Origin of the sequence: Sediminibacter sp. Hel_I_10, from assembly GCF_000688335.1 — a bacterium.
Classification (GTDB): domain Bacteria; phylum Bacteroidota; class Bacteroidia; order Flavobacteriales; family Flavobacteriaceae; genus Psychroserpens.
Genome location: NZ_JHZX01000001.1, coordinates 2407342 through 2425301, shown reverse-complemented (window position 1 = coordinate 2425301; position 17960 = coordinate 2407342). Strand labels below are relative to the sequence as shown.

Sequence of the window (17960 nt, the reverse complement as noted above, 5' to 3'; positions counted from 1 at the left end):
TTAAAGGTCCATCAAGATATTTATCAGGGTAAATACTGTCACGATTCCCGTAACAATACCAATACTAAAGTTCATGTTTTTTTGAGACGTGAGTTTCTTGTTGTCTATTTTATCAAAAAAGAAAATATAGACATAGAGCATCACAAAAGTTCCTGTAGAGGCACCGGCACAATAGGCCACAATGCTAGTTGTATCAAAAACAAACCACCCGAAGGTGGCAATAGTAATGGTCATATACGATTGGTACGGAATAGGAAACACATTGATTGCCGAAAGAAAAACACCTTGAAAAAACCGACTGTGTTTACTAGTTGCATTAGGGTCTACCTCTGGCTTCTCTTTCCCTTTTGCCAAAACCAAAAAGTAAAATGTAATGAGTATAAAGATCACAAAAGCGACCCGCTGTAAAATTTCTACAACATTTTGATGGCTGCTTAGATAACGCGCAAACATTGCAGCAATATAAGTTTGCAAAAACACCACCATACAAACTCCAATTGAGAAGACAATGCCGGCTGGGTGACCATCTTTTAAACTGATTTTGGCTGCCGACATGTTTAACAAGCCTGGAGGAATTACACCGATAAGCGCAATTACCAGACCCAATAGAAAGATGACGGTAATATTCAAAATCTAACGTATTTTAAATTTTATGTAGGTAATGGGCTTATCCTTTTCCAAATATAGGGATTCATAATAAGTTTGAATCTCTGTTACTTCTTTAGGGCTTCCTTCTTGTCGGTATACATTATGGTTGGCATATAAAACCTCATGACCAGCGCCATGGAGTAAACCTAGCGTATAACCATGCATAAACTCGCTATCTGTCTTTAAGTTGACAACGCCCTCAGGCTTCAAAATATGTTTGTATTTTTCTAGAAAATCACTATTGGTCATTCTATGCTTAGTGCGCTTATATTTAATTTGTGGGTCTGGAAACGTGATCCAAATCTCATCGACTTCATTTTCACCAAAAGCTTTATCTACCAATTCAATTTGAGTTCTTAAAAAGGCCACATTTGACATCTCATTTTCTACAGCCGTTTTTGCGCCTCTCCAAAATCTTGCACCTTTAATATCAATCCCAATAAAATTCTTCTTCGGAAATCGTTCGGCCAAGGCTGTAGTGTACTCTCCTTTACCACAACCTAATTCCAGAATCAACGGATGATCGTTTTTGAAAAATTTTTCTCTCCAAGAACCTTTCATTTCGTAATCAGCATCTACCAATTCTGGTCGTTTTGGCTGAAATACATTGCTAAACGTTTCGTTCTCCTTAAATCTCTTAAGTTTGTTTTTACTACCCACCTTATTAATTAACGATTTCTTATTCTTAAATTTACGTGCGTAAAATTAAGGAAACATTTTAAGGTTATATTTGTTTTTGTTAAAGACTCGACAAAAAACAAAGCGCCATTGAAATCTGAATCTCATAAAAAACGCATTCTGGTGGCTCCGCTCAATTGGGGTTTAGGTCACGCCACACGTTGTATCCCTTTGATAAATGCCTTAATCTTACACGGGTTTGAACCGGTTTTAGCCAGCGATGGAATTGCCCTAGATTTACTCAAAAAAGAATTTCCCTATTTAGAAAGCACTACTTTACCCTCTTACCAAATTGTCTACCCAAAAAACGGATCCTATTTTAAACTGAAACTTCTTCAAAGCACTCCAAAAATCGTAAAGGCCATTAATGCCGAAAAGAAAGCGGTTGCTAAGATTGTTGAAGATTTTGATATTGACGGGATCATTTCAGACAATAGACTAGGCGCACATAACAAACAGTTGCCTTGCGTATTTATCACACACCAATTGCAAGTGTTAAGTGGTAATACAACTTGGTTGAGCACCAAATTACACCAAAAAATCATCAAACGTTTTCGCGAATGTTGGGTCCCGGATAATGTAGGCGAAGACAACTTGAGTGGAAAATTGGGACATTTAAGAATCACAGAGCTGCCCATAAAATATATTGGACCGCTTAGCCGATTTGAGAAAAAAGAACTGGATAAGGTAAACGATATTTTGATACTGCTCTCTGGACCCGAACCTCAACGTTCACTTTTAGAAACTAAGCTCCTTGCTGAAATGAAACCGTATAAAGGCCAGGTATTATTTGTAAAGGGCAAAATTGAAGCATCGCAGCACATTTCCGAAGAAAACAATATAAAGATCTACAATTATATGACCAGCGCTCAATTAGAACGTGCCATCAATGAGAGTAATTTGGTGATTTCGCGCTCTGGATATACTACGATTATGGATTTGGCAAAATTGAGCAAAACGGCATTCTTTATACCCACTCCCGGACAGTTTGAACAGGAATACTTAGCGCAGCGTTTGGATGACAATGGATGTGTGCCTACCTGCAGTCAAAAAGACTTCAAACTAGAGCAATTGGAGCGGGTAACATCTTATACTGGTTTAAGCGCGATGAACTATGAGCTTAATTACAAAAAACTATTCGGTCTTTTCGAGGGTAAATGAGAATTCGCTACCAACACCAAGTTCACTTTCTACATAGATTTTCTCATCGTGCGCCTCAATGATATGTTTTACAATACTCAGGCCAAGACCAGAACCGCCCTCTTTACGAGAGCCACTTTTGTCTACTCTGTAAAAACGCTCAAATAGTCGCGGTATATTTAGGTCTGAAATGCCCTCTCCATTATCGGTTACCCGAACAATGACTTTGTTTTTTATAAGATTTTCGATACTGATTTCTGTGGTGCCTTTTTCGCTGCCGTATTTGATGGAGTTAACGATAAGGTTGGTCAATACTTGTTGAATGCGTTCTCGATCGGCCGTAACGATAATAGGCTTATCATAATCCATATCAAAAACCAAGGATATTTTTTTCTTGGCAGCTTTCATTTCGAGAAGATCGAACACACTCTGTACCAATTCTACAATATCAAATCTCTCAATTTTCAGGCTAAGGTCTCCAACTTCTAACTTGGTGATCATGTCCAAGTCCTTTACAATATAAATCAATCGCTCGACCCCTTTGTTGGCACGATTCAGGTATTTTTCGCTCACCTTAGGGTCATTTTTTGCACCATCTAACAAGGTAAGAAGATAGCCTTGAACAGTAAATAATGGTGTTTTTAATTCGTGCGAAACATTACCTAAAAACTCCTTTCGATATTCTTCACGAACCTTGAGTGTTTCTATTTCGTATTTTTTGTCTTTGGCATATTTGTCTATTTCCCTAGTTAGAGTAGCCATATCTGTGGTAATGGGCTGCTTGCGAAGGGAGGTAGATTCTAGCAGTGTTAAATCATCATATATTTTTTTTACCCTTCTATAGATGAAACGTTCTACCCGATATTGAATGATAAAAAAGCAGCTAATATAAGTGACTACAGCAAAGGTAGACTGGTAAAGCAAATCTATGGTGTGCATCACGTATAAAAAAACACTCGATAAGAGCGTTAAAAATATAGTGATGTACAAAGAAGTCTTTACGGCAAACTTGTATGTCTTTTTTAATTTTACTTGCATTAATCAACGAACTTATACCCCACCCCTTTGATGGTCTTAAAGCGTTTGTCTCCAATTTTTTCTCGAAGTTTTCTAATGTGCACATCAATAGTACGGCCACCTACAACAACCTCATTGCCCCATACCTTGTCGAGGATTTCTTCACGCTTAAAGACCTTGTTTGGTTTTGTTGCCAATAAAGATAACAATTCAAATTCTTTTCTAGGTAATATGAGCTCTTCTCCTTTTAATGAAATCTTATATTCTTCTCTATTGATGATAAGATTACCAATTTTCATGATGTCTTCCTTACCTTCTTTCTCCTTTAAGCGTCTCAAAAGTGCCTTAACCTTGCTCACAAGAACTTTTGGCTTGATAGGTTTTGTTATGTAGTCATCTGCACCGGCATCAAACCCAGCCATTTGAGAATAATCTTCGCCACGGGCAGTTAAAAATGTAATGATGGTTTCAGAGAGTTCTGGTATCTTTCTAATTTGCTCACAGGCTTCTATCCCATCCATTTCTGGCATCATCACATCTAAAATGATCAATTGTGGCTTATCTTTTTTAGCCATTTTTACTGCTTCAAGTCCGTTTTCGGCAGTAATTACATGATAGCCTTCTGTTGATAAATTGTAACCAACTATTTCTAAAATGTCTGGCTCGTCGTCAACCAACAATATGGTAATGTCTTTCTTTTTCATAGGTTCTGTCACACAAAAATTAAGCAGTAAATATAGGGTTAATAACAAAAGCTTATACTTCGGTAAAAATTAATAACGTTAAGTTAACTTTAGCAAGACCACTGCTCACCTACTGTCTTCTCTAGAGTATTAATTTAAACTTTTGGTTCAATACAACATCATAATCTCGTTCACCTAGACATCGGAGCTAATTTACAACTCGCTCTTTATTACTTAAGTTCTAACGGTGATAAAATTACAAGCTTTACTTTGACAGCTTTTTACCTTAAAACACAATTAAAATTAAAATGATTATCTGTTCCACAGAATCTCTGAGCTATTTAAACCTCAGCTTCATAACTCAAAAGAAATACAATCGTATCTTTTCTACTACAATTTACAAAAGAAAACTATCAACATCTAACACTCTAAAAACAAAACGATTAAACTGTCGTGTTATCATATTGTAAACTCCCGCTAATAGCTTAAATTTCTAATTATATTTGTGACCTCATTAATTATTTACTTAATCACACAATTATGAAAAAACTTTACTTTTTAACTTTTTTACTAGTGGCATCGATGAGCTACGGACAAAATTTAGTGTCAAATGGTGGCTTTGAAAACTGGACAGATGGCGTACCAGATGGCTATACTACTATTGACTTTAGCACTGATGATTTAACAGAAAACACCAATACAAATTTTATTACTGAAGGCAGCAGCTCTGCTTCAGTAAATGTTTTGACCCAATCTCAAGGAAACACTGATATTAGACAAACTGTATCTCTTACTGGCGGTAGCACTTACACGATGAGCTTAGATGTATATGCAACAAATAATGAGGCTAGAGCTAGAATATTTAATGGTAATGATTTTAATCTTAGTGTATATTCAGACGAAACATTATTAAATCAATGGCAAACCATATCATTTGAATATACCGCTTCTAGTGATGAAGATTTTGATTACGGTATGCGCTTCTATGATATTTCTGCCAATTGGGTATCTGGTTCTTTATTTTATGTAGATAATTTTCAAATTATTGAAACTTCATCATCTCCAGCAATTAGTGTCGTATCTCCAGTAGATGGCGCAACCTTAACTACTACAGCTGTTGACATTGAATTAAGTGTTCAAAATTTTGCGGTTGCTGCTGAAGGAAATGGCGATGGCTACATTGAATATTCCGTTGATGGAGGCACAACTATTGATAAATTTGACCTTGATAACATCAGTTTAAGTGATCTTTCAGAAGGAGCTCACACAGTAAACTTAGAATTAGTTGATGATAATGGTAATGCTTTAGATCCAGCAGCTACCACTTCCGTTTCATTTACAATAGCTACAGTTAATCAAGTAGCTACAGTTTCAGATTTAAGAGCTGGCACTATAGGAGAAGTTTATGAATTATCTGGTGAAGCAATTATTACTTATATCGTGACTGATAATGGCAGAAATCAAAAATACATCCAAGATGCTACAGCTGGGATCTTGATTGATGACCAGTCTGGAGTTTTATCTACCACCTTTAATATTGGAGACGGTATTTCTGGACTACAAGGTCAGTTAAATGAATTTAACGGCATTCTACAATTCACTCCTGTAGCAAACGTGGCTTCTGCATCTTCTACAGGAACTACAATTACTCCAGAAGTTATTTCTTTAGCAGACTTTTTAGCAAACGGAGAAACTTATGAAAGTGAGCTAATCAAAATCGATAACGTTATTTTTGATGTTACTGGTCAGTTTGAAGATAACACCAACTATAATCTTTCTGCTACAGGTCTTCCTGGAGACCCTACAACCATTGCAAGAGTAACGTTTGGAGATGAAGATTTAGTTGGAGCTAGTATCCCAACTACAGCGTCCTCAGTAATTGGTTTAGGTGGAGAGTTTAATGGAGAATATCAAATTTTACCAAGATATGCGTCTGATGTAGAAGGTGCCACTTTAGCAATCAACGACCTCAACGCAGCTAACTTTGAAATATATCCAAACCCAGTATCTAACGGTTTTGTAAACATTACAAGCAGCTCTAATGATGCCATTACTGTATCTGTTTTTGATATTCTTGGCAAAAACGTAATCACAAAAACATTAAACGCTAATCGTTTAAATGTATCTGCATTGCAGACCGGTGTTTACATCTTGAAAATCTCACAGAATGATGCCATAACTACTAAAAAACTAGTGGTTAAATAAATCCTTCTTTTTTTAATATTGAAAAGCGCTGTCAATAGACAGCGCTTTTTTGTTTTTAGTTAATTTTGCAATAATGATTGCAACAGACTCTATTTTTTCAATTACCTCAGAAAACGATTTTCAAAAGGTGGCCTTAGCGGTTTTCAAATTTCAGTTTGAAAACAATCCCGTGTATCGGTCCTTTTGCGACTTGCTCTATAAACATCCCAGTGATGTCAAAACCATAGCAGACATCCCATTTTTACCCATTCAATTTTTCAAGAGTCATAGGGTATTAAGTTCTAAAGCAGATCTTCAAGATACCTTTACCAGTAGTGGCACTACAGGTAGCACTACAAGCAAACACTTGGTGACAGATTTAGGACTATACGAAACCAGTTTTAGACAAGGTTTCAAACATTTCTACGGAAATATTAACGACTATGTCATCCTTGCCCTATTGCCAAATTATTTAGAACGGGAAGGCTCTTCATTAATCTATATGGTCAACGATATGATTACCGCTTCCAATCATAAAGAGAGCGGATTTTATCTGGACAACCTTTCAGAATTGAAAGAACGCTTGATCGCTTTAGATTCCGAAGGAAAAAAAACAGTGCTTATTGGTGTATCCTTCTCGCTTTTAGATTTAGTAGAGCTTCATCAATTTCAGCTTAAAAATACAATTGTGATGGAAACTGGAGGGATGAAAGGCAGACGAAAAGAACTCATTAGAGAAGAGTTGCACCACATTTTAAAACGGGGCTTTGGAGTTGATAACATCCATAGCGAATATGGAATGACCGAACTTTTAAGTCAGGCCTATTCCAAAGGAAATGGTGTTTTTGAATGTCCAAACTGGATGCGGATACTTACTCGAGATCCCGAAGACGCACTCTCTCTTCAACCTTTAAATAAAACCGGCGGACTTAATGTTATTGACCTTGCCAACCTCAACTCCTGCGCTTTTATAGCCACACAAGATCTTGGCCGTGTGAATGAAGATCACAGCTTTGAGATTATAGGTAGGTTTGATAATAGTGATATTAGAGGCTGCAACCTCATGGTGCTCTAAGGCGTTTCTATCTCAAACAAAGTTTTACAACTAAGAAAAGACATCGTCAATACTTAGGGTGTCAGGTTCCATGGTTGATCTTGGAGCGAAAGAATGACAGTGGCATTTTACATCTAAGGCCATGCCTTTGGTCTTAAAAACAACTAGAAATCCCAAAATCTTTGAAATTGGTATTAAAAACGTTGTCGCTGCGAGAATGTTAAAAAAATGCTATAATAATAGTAATCCTGAAAGGTTTGCAACAAACAATCGACTTAACGAGGGAAGCTATGATTTTAGAATAAATAGTTTTAGAGTTCTATGAAAAAGAAGGATTAGCTTCACTAATAGTTGATTGGTTAATGTTGAACGCCCCGCTCAATGAGCGGGGCGTTTTTTTGCTTTATTTAGGCATTAAGAATAATGAAAAGACAGGTTTACGAATTCACTTTAATGATATAGGTGTTTTTCTTTCCTTTATTCAAAATGATATATTTACCACCTATAAGATCATCTGCTGTAAACTGATAGTCTTCGGCTACTTTTTCCTTATTTACAGAAACAGCATTCTCCTTTAGAGCGCGTCTTGCCTCACTATTTGATTTTAAGAAATTAGTCTTATCGGCCAAAGCACCAATCATGTCTAGGTCTCTAAGCTCCGATGTTGTGATCTCAACCAATGGCACGCCCTCAAACACATCTAGAAACGTCTTCTCATCGAGGCTCTTGATATCTGTTTTAAAGCTTTTACTAAACAAAATATTAGAGGCTTTTTCAGCATTCTCAAAATCAGATTTTGAGTGTACCATGGTCGTGATTTCTTCAGCTAAGCGTTTTTGCAAGCCTCTTTGATGTGGTGCTTCTTGATGTGCTTTTACAATTTCGGTAATGTCCTCTTTTGAAATAAAGGTAAAGATCTTGATATACTTTTCTGCATCTTCATCAGAGGTGTTTAACCAATATTGGTAGAATTTATAAGGCGAAGTTCTTTCGGCATCCAACCAGATATTACCACCTTCTGTTTTGCCAAACTTAGTTCCGTCGGCCTTAGTGATTAAAGGACAAGTGAGTGCGTAGCCTTTTCCATTTCCTATTCTCCTAATCATTTCGGTCCCCGTGGTGATGTTTCCCCATTGATCACTACCGCCCATTTGAAGCGTACAGTTATGTGCCTTGTACAAATGCAAAAAGTCATAACCTTGCACGAGCTGATATGTAAATTCTGTAAAAGACATGCCCTCTTGAGCTTCAGATGACAGACGCTTTTTAACAGAATCCTTTGCCATCATATAATTTACGGTAATATGTTTACCCACGTCTCTAATAAACTCCAAGAATGAAAATTCTTTCATCCAATCATAATTATTGACAAGAACAGCGGTATTCGCATCGCCTTTGGAAAAATCCAAAAAGCGAGATAACTGCTCCTTAATAGCATTCTGGTTATGGCGCAACGTTTTTTCATCAAGCAGATTACGTTCCGCAGATTTGCCAGAGGGATCGCCAATCATTCCCGTAGCACCTCCAACGAGCGCATAAGGCTTATGGCCAGCCAATTGAAAATGGCGCAACATCATGATGCTTACCAAATGACCGATGTGCAAGGAGTCTGCTGTTGGGTCTATACCCACATAGGCAGATTGCATGCTCTCCATTAAATGCTCCTCCGTTCCTGGCATGACATCATGTATCATCCCTCTCCATTGTAACTCTTCTACAAAATTCGTTATCATCTCTTATGATTTAAAACTAGGGCAAAGATATATTTATGACGGTAACCAAAAAAGACTATCGTATAAAAAACGTACATTTATCTTATGATTTTAGTTACAGGTGGTACAGGATTAGTAGGCTCACATTTATTATTCCAGTTGGTAAGTGAAAAAACCAAAGTAAGAGCCATTTACCGACGAGAAAAAACGTTGGCTCGCGTCAAAACTGTATTTGCATACTATTCTGATGATGCTGAGCGTCTTTTTGACAGTATCGATTGGGTAGCCGCAGACATTAACGATATCCCAGCTTTAGAGCAGGCTTTTAAGGGTGTGACACAGGTGTACCATTGTGCGGCATTTGTGAGTTTTGAACCAGACAAATACAATCAACTGCGTAAAATTAACATTAAGGGTACCGCCAATATTGTGAACCTTAGCATCTCTCATGAGATTAAGAAACTATGCTACGTCAGCTCTATTGCTGCTATTGGTCAAGCAATGGATGCCAATGCCTTTATTACCGAAAAAACAGATTGGAATCCCGAAAAAGACAATAGTGTATATGCCATTACAAAATACGGAGCAGAACTAGAGGTTTGGCGGGGCACACAAGAAGGTATAAATGCCGTTATTGTAAATCCCGGAATTATCTTAGGCCCTGGCTTTTGGAATGGTGGAGGAAGCAGTAGCTTGATAAAAAACATACACAAAGGCCTTAAACACTACCCAACAGGCAGTTCTGCCTACGTTGACGTTTGGGACACTGTAAAGGTCATGCAACTATTGATGGAGAGCACTATTAAAAACGAACGTTTTATAGTAATTTCTGAAAATCGCAGTTTTAAATCATTTCAAGAGCAAGCCGCAAAAGCGCTACATATAGCACCGGCTCAAAAAAAAGCTGGGAAACTATTATTGGGAATTGCTTGGCGTTTGGATTGGCTCAACCATAAACTCTTTGGAAGGCGACGAAAGCTTTCAAAACAAATGGCAAAATCTATAAGCGGTAAAACGCTTTACGACCATTCTAAAATCAGAAAAGCATTGAACTATAGTTTCAGAGACTTAGATGATTCCATAGAGAAAGTATGTAAAATCTACCTGAAAGACACTGAAAATAAACCTAGTTAATACTTTCGATTAATTTTGATTTTTTAAACGTACTTAGGCTATCGCTTAGTTGCTTAATAGAATCTTTCTTTTGCTTCTTAAGGTCCATCTCAAGGTCTATTTGCGCTTGATATTTGTCTTTATTTATTTTTATGATAGTATCTACTTGTGACATAATCTCGTCATAAGTCTTAATATCATAACTGTAGTACGCATTGCTTTTAGCAAATTGCAGGCTATCAATATCATATTTTTCAAAGACATATTGCTCTGGAAATATCCCATTATCTTCTAAAATGCCTTTAGCTGTGCCCTTAGCCGCATTTATAATGAAGACTTCATATAAAATGTCGGCCATTTTATCTTCGGAAATCAAATCGTCTGGTTTTTTGGGACGCGAAGCATTATCGCAGCCTAAAAACAAACCTATCAGCATGAGGTATAGTATCACTTTCATCTATCAAACGTTAATCGTTTAGCAGCTTTAACGTCTAAAACTTTAAAATTGTTGTATACCAAGGTGCCATTAACAAAAGTATGGGTAACTCTAGATTTAAAAGTGGTGCCTTCAAAAGGTGACCAACCACATTTATAAAGAATGTTTTGTTTATTTACAGACCATGGGCTTTGAGCATTTACAATAACCAAATCTGCAAAATAGCCCTTCCTAATATATCCTCGTTTTTCTACCTGAAAGAGGATTGCTGGGTTATGGCACATTTTTTCTGCTATTTTTTCTACGGAAATTTTACCTTTATGAAACATCTCCATCATAGCAACCAAAGCATGTTGTACTAATGGTCCGCCAGAAGGGGCGTTCATGTAATTTCCATTTTTCTCTTCTAAGGTATGCGGCGCATGATCTGTAGCAATCACATCTATACGGTCATCTAAGAGCGCTTTCCAAAGTTGTTCTCTGTCTTTTTTGGTTTTTACAGCAGGGTTCCATTTGATATGCGTGCCCTTTTTCTTATAATCTTCATCTGAAAACCACAAGTGATGAATGCATACTTCCGAAGTAATCTTTTTATCTTTTAAAGGCAGTTTATTAGAAAACAGTTGGGTTTCTTTACCCGTAGACAAATGAAATACGTGCAGTCTAGCACCTGTCTTTTTAGCGAGTTCTATAGCCTTTGATGACGAAATGTAACATGCTTCTTCACTTCTGATAATTGGATGTTTTTCAATAGGAATGTCTTCACCGTATATATCCAATTGTTCCTTTAAATTCTTTTTAATGGTCGCTTCATCTTCACAATGTACCGAAATGACCATGTCTGTGCTTTTAAAGATCTTTTCTAAAACCGCATGATCGTCTACCAGCATATTTCCTGTTGAAGATCCCAAAAACAACTTGAGTCCCGCAACGGATTTTTTATCAACCTTTAAGATTTCGTCTAGATTATCATTGGTGCCGCCAAACATAAAAGAATAATTAGCGTGCGATGTTTTCGCAGCTATATCAAACTTTTCCTCAAGTTTTTCTATGGTGGTGGTTTGAGGGTTGGTGTTGGGCATTTCTATAAACGAGGTAATGCCGCCAGCAACAGCCGCTCTAGACTCTGAGCCAATATCTGCTTTATGGGTTAACCCTGGTTCTCTAAAGTGAACCTGATCATCTATGATCCCAGGAAACACGTAATTTCCTTCAACGTCTATAATTACAACATCTGCAGATTTTGCACTTATAGAATCTGCAACGTCTTTAATATAGTCTCCTTGGATAAGAATATCTCCTTCGGTGACATGCCCTTCGTTAACGATTTTGGCATTTTTGATAAGTATGGTCTTTTCTTCCATGTTATGATGAAAACAAACTTTTTAACTTCAGTTTTAATACTCCAAAAATAGCTTCAGAAATAATCCCGCTGCTCATTTTTGATTTCCCCCGCGTACGATCTGTAAAAATTACTGGCACTTCTATAATCTTAAACTTTTTGCGATGTGCCTTAAATTTCATTTCAATTTGAAAGGCGTAGCCCACAAATTCAATACCATCTAAATTAATAGTCTCTAAAACTTCTCTTTTATAACATACAAAGCCCGCCGTTGTGTCACATATTTTCATTCGTGTAATAAAACGCACGTACTTTGAGGCTCCATAAGATAGTAAAACTCTGCTCATTGGCCAATTGACCACATTAACGCCTTTAACATAGCGAGAGCCTACAGAGACATCTGCTCCTCCAACCGCACAGGCATCATAAAGCTTGACAAGGTCATCGGGATTGTGAGAGAAATCGGCATCCATCTCAAAAATGTATTGATAAGAATGCTCCAAAGACCATTTAAATCCAGCGATATACGCAGTGCCGAGTCCTGTTTTTTTTGTGCGAACTAAAAGATGCAACTGTTCATGAAATTCGTTTTGAAGAAACTTCACCTTATCTGCCGTTTGATCTGGAGAGTTATCATCAACCACCAAAACATGAAACGCCTTTTTTTGAGAGAATACAGCCCTAATTATAGACTCAATGTTTTCAATCTCGTTATACGTTGGTATGATGACGATGGCATCTTTCATTAAAACCAATTTCAGTTCTACTATTTGCAGGCAAAAGTAAAGGTTTATGCCTTATTTTTGATGTAAATTCCATAAACAATGTTAACAACCCTCTGGCTCAATTTTTCTTCATAATTTTACAGCATGCTACGAGAAGTCATTTCGAATGATTGGTTTACGATCTCCTTAATGTTAGGTTTGGCCGCTGTGGCTTTATCTAAGTTTTTGTATGCCCACCGATTTAGCGACTTTATCACCGTAATTGGCAACTCAAAATATCTAAAAATCTACGCCAGGGATCAAAAATTTATTGACGGTTTTGACGCCTTATTTTTTACCAACTTCATCATTTCGGTATCTGTATTCTTTTATGTGTGCTACGTATCGCTCATGGAACCCGTAGATTTTGATCAGAATCAATTTTCTAAACTGCTCTTTGGAGTGGGCATCTTATTTCTAGCAAAAGTACTTTTGGAACGTCTTATTGGTAGTTTGTTCGAAATTGACGCTATGATTGACACCTATTTGTTTCAAAAGACAACTTACAAGAATTTTACCGGGATTGTGCTCTTACCAATCAATTGTGTCCTCATATACGCTCTCCCCCCTTCACAGCCTATAATCTATGGCGTTATAACACTTATAGTTATCATAAATTTAATGGGATTTATCTCATCATTTAAGAATCATCAAAAATTACTTCTAAACAACATATTCTATTTTATTTTGTATCTTTGCGCACTTGAAATCGGACCTTATCTGATTTTAGCTAAGTTAATTATAGATTTCAACGCTTAAACCCACTTATTAAGCTATGACGAGAGTGAAAACAATTTTAGTATCCCAACCAGAACCTAAAATAGAAAATTCGCCTTATTTCGATTTACAGGAAAAGCAAAAAGTAAAAATAGATTTCAGACCTTTTATTCATGTAGAAGGTGTGGACGCTAAAGACATTAGACATCAAAAGGTAGATTTAAGCCAATATACTGCAATCATCTTGACCAGTAGAAATTCTGTAGATCATTTTTTTAGAGTGGCTGATGAAATGCGCTTCAAGGTGCCAGACACCTTGAAATATTTTTGTCAATCTGAGGCAGTTGCCTATTACTTACAGAAATACGTTGTGTATAGAAAACGTAAAATTTATGTAGGAAAACGTGCGTTTGCAGATTTAACAACACTTATCAAAAAGTATAAGGATGAGAATTTCCTTTTACCTACAACAGATAAGCTGAAACCAGAAGTACCTGAAACCTTAAACGGTCTAGGTGTTAAATGGAAACAAGCCGTGTTTTACAAGACTGTGATTAGTGATTTATCTGACCTTGCCGATGTGTATTATGACATTTTGGTGTTTTTTAGTCCATCAGGTATTGAATCTTTATTTCACAATTTTCCTGAATTTAAGCAAAACGAAACGAGAATTGCTGTTTTTGGAAATACAACCATTAAAGCTGTAGAGGCTCACGGATTAAGGGTAGATATTGCTGCGCCAACTCCTGAAACGCCATCTATGACCATGGCTTTAGAAAAGTATATCGAAAAGATCAACAAGAAAAAATAAGTTGTGAAATGCTTTTGAGCAGTTTCTTCTTATAAAATAAAAAATGCGACCTATTTCTAGGTCGCATTTTTTTATGCAATATATATTACACTTTTAAAACGCATAGCGTTGTGGACCTCCTCGTCGAATTTCCTCACTTGCATCTGCCTCAAACTTTTTGAAGTTTTCTCTAAAAGCATTGGTCAATTTAAAAGCCGTTTTATAATAAGCTTCATCGTCATTCCAAGTTGATCTTGGGCTCAGCACTTCTGCAGGAACACCAGGACAAGAGCGTGGTTGCGCGACTCCAAAAACGGAGTGAATGTGATAGTCATCATAAGTGTACAATCCAAGCTCGCCATCTAACACGGCGTTAATCATTGCTCTGGTATATTTCAATTTCATTCGGGTACCTACACCGTAAGGACCACCTGTCCAACCTGTATTTACAAGCCAAACATTAACGCCAGATGCTTTCATTTTCTTACTGAGCATTTCAGCATATTTTGCTGGATGCAACGGCATAAATGGTGCTCCAAAACATGCCGAAAAACTTGGTACAGGCTCTACAACTCCGGCCTCGGTACCTGCAACTTTAGCAGTATAGCCAGAGATAAAGTGATACGCCGCTTGACTTGGTGTTAATTTTGAAATTGGAGGCAGCACACCAAAAGCATCTGCGGTAAGAAAAAATATGTTTTTTGGATTCTTTCCAATGGAAGGCTTTCTAATATTATCAATATGAAAGATAGGATAACTTACCCTTGTGTTTTGAGTAATCGACGTATCTGAGAAGTCAACATCGCCTTGATCATCCAAAACCACATTTTCTAAAATGGCTCCTTTTTTAATAGCATCGTAAATCTCAGGTTCTTGTTCTTGAGAAAGATTGATCACCTTGGCGTAACAACCACCTTCAAAATTAAAAATGGTGTTTTCCTTAGTCCAACCGTGCTCATCATCACCAATTAAACTTCTTTTCGGATCGGTAGACAAGGTGGTTTTTCCTGTTCCAGACAAGCCAAAGAAAATAGCAGTATCACCGTCTTTTCCAACATTAGCACTGCAGTGCATTGGAAGTGTTTCTTTAAACACGGGTAAGATGAAATTTAAAGCAGAGAAGATGCCTTTTTTAATTTCTCCTGTATACCCCGTCCCACCTATTAAAGCGATTTTACGTGTAAAATCCAATATGGCAAAATTATGTTGTCTTGTACAATCTTCTTCAGGATTGGCCATAAAGCCAGGCGCATTAACGATGGTCCATTCTGGCTCAAAATCTTGAAGCTCGTCTTCAGTAGGTCTTAAGAACATGTTGTAAGCAAACATATTGCTCCAAGGATACTCATTAATGACCCTAATGTTTAAACGGTAATTATCATCTGCGCAAGCATAACTATCTCTTACAAAAACTTCTTTTTCAGAGAGATAATCTACGACCTTATCATACAGTTTTTGAAATTTATCAGATTCAAAAGGAATATTAATATTGCCCCACCAAACGCGATCTTTAGTGATATCATCTTTTACTATAAATCGATCTTGAGGAGACCGCCCGGTAAATTCACCGGTATTAACGGCTAAAGCTCCAGAAGAGGTGTTGACCCCTTGATCTTTTTCTACAGTAATGTCTTGAAGTTCATTTGGTGACAGCTGATAGTTTACTTTGGCATTCTTGATGCCATATTTATCTAACGAAATCGATTTCGTAGTGGATGTATGGTTTACCATAATTTTCTGTTTTGTTTAGGCCACAAAGTTAAACATTCTTTGAGATACCAATAACATATTCTTAAAGAGTCCAAAATAAAATTACGAATTATTGAATTTTACCTTGTATAAATTGAAGCCTAAAAGCAACCAAGCGCTAATTAAGAGCAACCCTCCTATGGGCGTTACAAAGCCAATTACTTTAAAATCAAAACTCCACAGGCTATTTGTCGCCAAAGCATAGATAGATACAGAAAAAAAGAGGACACCAAAAATCACCAACCTACAAACACGTTTTTTAGTTTTTTGGCTTACCATTGTAAGGTTTCCCAATAACAATAGAAATAGGCCGTGGTACATTTGGTAACGCACGCCAGTTTCAAAAGTGTCTTGAGCATCTTTGGTAATTAAGTTCTCTAGTCCGTGTGCCGCAAAAGCACCCAGCATGATTGCAATCACTCCAAAGATGACACCAGTAATAAGGCAGGTTTTATTCATAGATATTTACGGTTTTGGTTTTTATAACCTTTACTATTTAGTAAATTCGTTTCTACAAAACTACTCAACTAATCCAATTATGCGAAAGATTTTAATCATAGGAGCAGGAAAATCAACTTCATATCTGCTTAAATATTTGTTAGGCAAATCTGAAGCCGAAGAACTCCATATCATAGTAGGCGACATCAATATTCAAAATGCCAGAAAACTCATTAATAATCACGAAAATGCGCAGGCAATCACCCTAGATGTATTTGATAAAGCGTCCCGACAACGGGCCATAGAAAATGCAGATATTGTAGTTTCTATGCTTCCTGCACGCTATCATATAGAAGTGGCTAAAGACTGTATCACACTAGGTAAAAATATGGTTACGGCCTCTTATGTAAGTAACGAAATGGCCGATTTAGATAAGGCCGCTAAAAATAAAGGTTTGGTTTTTATGAACGAGATTGGCGTAGATCCAGGCATTGACCACATGAGCGCCATGAAAGTTATTGATGACATTAGAGATAAAGGCGGAAACGTGATTTTATTCGAATCCTTTGCTGGTGGACTGGTAGCTCCAGAAAGCGACAACAATCTTTGGAACTATAAATTTACCTGGAATCCAAGAAACGTCGTTGTTGCCGGACAAGGAAGTGCCGCTAAATTTCTTCAAGAAAACACCTATAAATACATTCCGTATCACCGTTTATTCCGAAGAACAGAATTTCTGGATGTAGAAGGTTACGGTCGTTTTGAGGGTTATGCCAACAGAGACTCTTTAAAATACCAATCGGTTTACCGACTAGATGACGTCAAAACCCTTTACAGAGGGACCATGCGACGAGTTGGTTTTAGTAGAGCTTGGAACATGTTTGTGCAATTAGGACTAACCGATGATAGCTACGAGATTGAAGATAGCGAGAACATGACCTATCGAGATTTTGTAAACGCATTTCTAGCCTATAGCCCAACAGATTCCGTAGAATTAAAATTTAGACACGCGCTTAAAATTGACCAAGACGATATTGTTTGGGACAAGCTAGAAGAGTTAGACATTTTTAGTGACACCAAAAGAGTAGAGCTCAAAAATGCAACACCTGCCAAAATTCTTCAAAAAATATTAGAAGATAGCTGGACTTTGGCCGAAGATGATAAAGACATGCTGGTTATGTATCACAAATTTGGCTATGAGCTCAATGGTAAAAGACATCAAATAGACTCTACCATGGTGACCATTGGTGAAGATCAAACCTATACTGCCATGGCTAAAACCGTGGGACTGCCTGTAGGCATTGCCACCTTGATGATATTGAATGAAAAAATAACGACAACCGGCGTTCAAATCCCTATCAATAAAGAAGTATACAAGCCAATATTAGAAGAATTAGAAACCTTTGGCATCAAATTTAAGGAAACTGAAGTCCCATATTTGGGATACAACCCCTTGAATGTGTAATGCTCAGGTCCTAAAACAAACTAAAGGATG

General features: G+C 37.1%; 17 protein-coding genes. 7 read left to right on the top strand and 10 right to left on the bottom strand.

The genetic code is table 11. The features are described 5' to 3' along the window. Both P176_RS0110825 and trmB read right to left on the bottom strand, forming a co-directional pair. Complete coding sequence (locus P176_RS0110825) at positions 1–630, bottom strand: LysE family transporter (protein ID WP_026754732.1); 630 nt, start codon at positions 628–630, stop codon at positions 1–3. 3 nt (positions 631–633) lie between these two features. Further along, entirely contained in the window at positions 634–1308 is a 675-nt protein-coding gene (gene trmB / locus P176_RS0110820; protein ID WP_026754731.1) for a tRNA (guanosine(46)-N7)-methyltransferase TrmB, read from the bottom strand. A gap of 108 nt (positions 1309–1416) precedes the next feature. Between trmB and P176_RS0110815 the strand changes: the two genes are divergently transcribed. After that, positions 1417–2487, top strand: a complete 1071-nt coding sequence (locus P176_RS0110815; protein WP_231481235.1) for a glycosyltransferase — start codon at positions 1417–1419, stop codon at positions 2485–2487. On the opposite strand, the gene P176_RS0110810 is transcribed toward P176_RS0110815, so the two are convergent. Next, positions 2461–3504 (bottom strand): cell wall metabolism sensor histidine kinase WalK, encoded by a 1044-nt coding sequence (locus P176_RS0110810; RefSeq protein WP_026754729.1) that lies wholly within the window; start codon positions 3502–3504, stop codon positions 2461–2463. The genes P176_RS0110815 and P176_RS0110810 overlap by 27 nt on opposite strands. Further along, entirely contained in the window at positions 3504–4187 is a 684-nt protein-coding gene (locus tag P176_RS0110805) for a response regulator transcription factor (protein WP_026754728.1), read from the bottom strand. The genes P176_RS0110810 and P176_RS0110805 overlap by 1 nt, the downstream gene beginning before the upstream one ends. A 519-nt stretch (positions 4188–4706) precedes the next feature. Here P176_RS0110805 and P176_RS20020 point away from each other — a divergent pair. Beyond that, complete coding sequence (locus P176_RS20020; protein WP_026754727.1) at positions 4707–6371, top strand: T9SS type A sorting domain-containing protein; 1665 nt, start codon at positions 4707–4709, stop codon at positions 6369–6371. Between the two features lie 73 nt (positions 6372–6444). Further along, positions 6445–7425: an acyltransferase gene (locus P176_RS0110795; RefSeq protein WP_026754726.1), complete on the top strand. Its 981-nt coding sequence runs from the start codon at positions 6445–6447 to the stop codon at positions 7423–7425. 416 nt (positions 7426–7841) lie between these two features. On the opposite strand, the gene tyrS is transcribed toward P176_RS0110795, so the two are convergent. Next, positions 7842–9137 carry a tyrosine--tRNA ligase gene (tyrS, locus tag P176_RS0110785; protein WP_026754724.1) on the bottom strand — a complete coding sequence of 432 codons (1296 nt, stop codon included), beginning with the start codon at positions 9135–9137 and terminating at the stop codon, positions 7842–7844. Between the two features lie 84 nt (positions 9138–9221). Between tyrS and P176_RS0110780 the strand changes: the two genes are divergently transcribed. Further along, positions 9222–10250: an NAD-dependent epimerase/dehydratase family protein gene (locus tag P176_RS0110780; protein ID WP_026754723.1), complete on the top strand. Its 1029-nt coding sequence runs from the start codon at positions 9222–9224 to the stop codon at positions 10248–10250. On the opposite strand, the gene P176_RS0110775 is transcribed toward P176_RS0110780, so the two are convergent. The 3 genes from P176_RS0110775 to P176_RS0110765 are packed head-to-tail and all read right to left on the bottom strand — an operon-like array spanning position 10243 to position 12753. After that, the gene (locus P176_RS0110775) at positions 10243–10686 is read right to left on the bottom strand and encodes a DUF4296 domain-containing protein (protein ID WP_026754722.1); all 444 of its coding nucleotides are present in this window, start codon (positions 10684–10686) and stop codon (positions 10243–10245) included. The genes P176_RS0110780 and P176_RS0110775 overlap by 8 nt on opposite strands. Then, positions 10683–12029, bottom strand: a complete 1347-nt coding sequence (locus P176_RS0110770) for a dihydroorotase (RefSeq protein ID WP_026754721.1) — start codon at positions 12027–12029, stop codon at positions 10683–10685. Before P176_RS0110770 ends, P176_RS0110775 begins: the two co-directional genes overlap by 4 nt. A 1-nt stretch (position 12030) precedes the next feature. Continuing rightward, on the bottom strand, positions 12031–12753 hold the full coding sequence (locus tag P176_RS0110765) for a polyprenol monophosphomannose synthase (protein WP_026754720.1): 723 nt from the start codon (positions 12751–12753) through the stop codon (positions 12031–12033). A gap of 123 nt (positions 12754–12876) precedes the next feature. On the opposite strand from P176_RS0110765, the gene P176_RS0110760 reads away from it, so the two are divergent. Then, the gene (locus P176_RS0110760) at positions 12877–13530 is read left to right on the top strand and encodes a DUF4271 domain-containing protein (protein ID WP_026754719.1); all 654 of its coding nucleotides are present in this window, start codon (positions 12877–12879) and stop codon (positions 13528–13530) included. A 16-nt stretch (positions 13531–13546) separates the two neighbouring features. Continuing rightward, positions 13547–14299 carry a uroporphyrinogen-III synthase gene (locus P176_RS0110755; RefSeq protein WP_026754718.1) on the top strand — a complete coding sequence of 251 codons (753 nt, stop codon included), beginning with the start codon at positions 13547–13549 and terminating at the stop codon, positions 14297–14299. A gap of 93 nt (positions 14300–14392) precedes the next feature. Here P176_RS0110755 and pckA read toward each other — a convergent pair whose 3' ends face one another. Together pckA and P176_RS0110745 are read right to left on the bottom strand one after the other, a co-directional pair. Continuing rightward, positions 14393–16009: a phosphoenolpyruvate carboxykinase (ATP) gene (gene pckA, locus P176_RS0110750; RefSeq protein ID WP_026754717.1), complete on the bottom strand. Its 1617-nt coding sequence runs from the start codon at positions 16007–16009 to the stop codon at positions 14393–14395. An 81-nt stretch (positions 16010–16090) separates the two neighbouring features. Further along, complete coding sequence (locus tag P176_RS0110745; RefSeq protein ID WP_026754716.1) at positions 16091–16486, bottom strand: DUF423 domain-containing protein; 396 nt, start codon at positions 16484–16486, stop codon at positions 16091–16093. A 79-nt stretch (positions 16487–16565) separates the two neighbouring features. On the opposite strand from P176_RS0110745, the gene P176_RS0110740 reads away from it, so the two are divergent. Continuing rightward, a complete protein-coding gene (locus P176_RS0110740) occupies positions 16566–17930 on the top strand; it encodes a saccharopine dehydrogenase family protein (RefSeq protein WP_026754715.1) in 1365 nt (454 codons plus the stop codon). Positions 17931–17960: the final 30 nt, after the last annotated feature.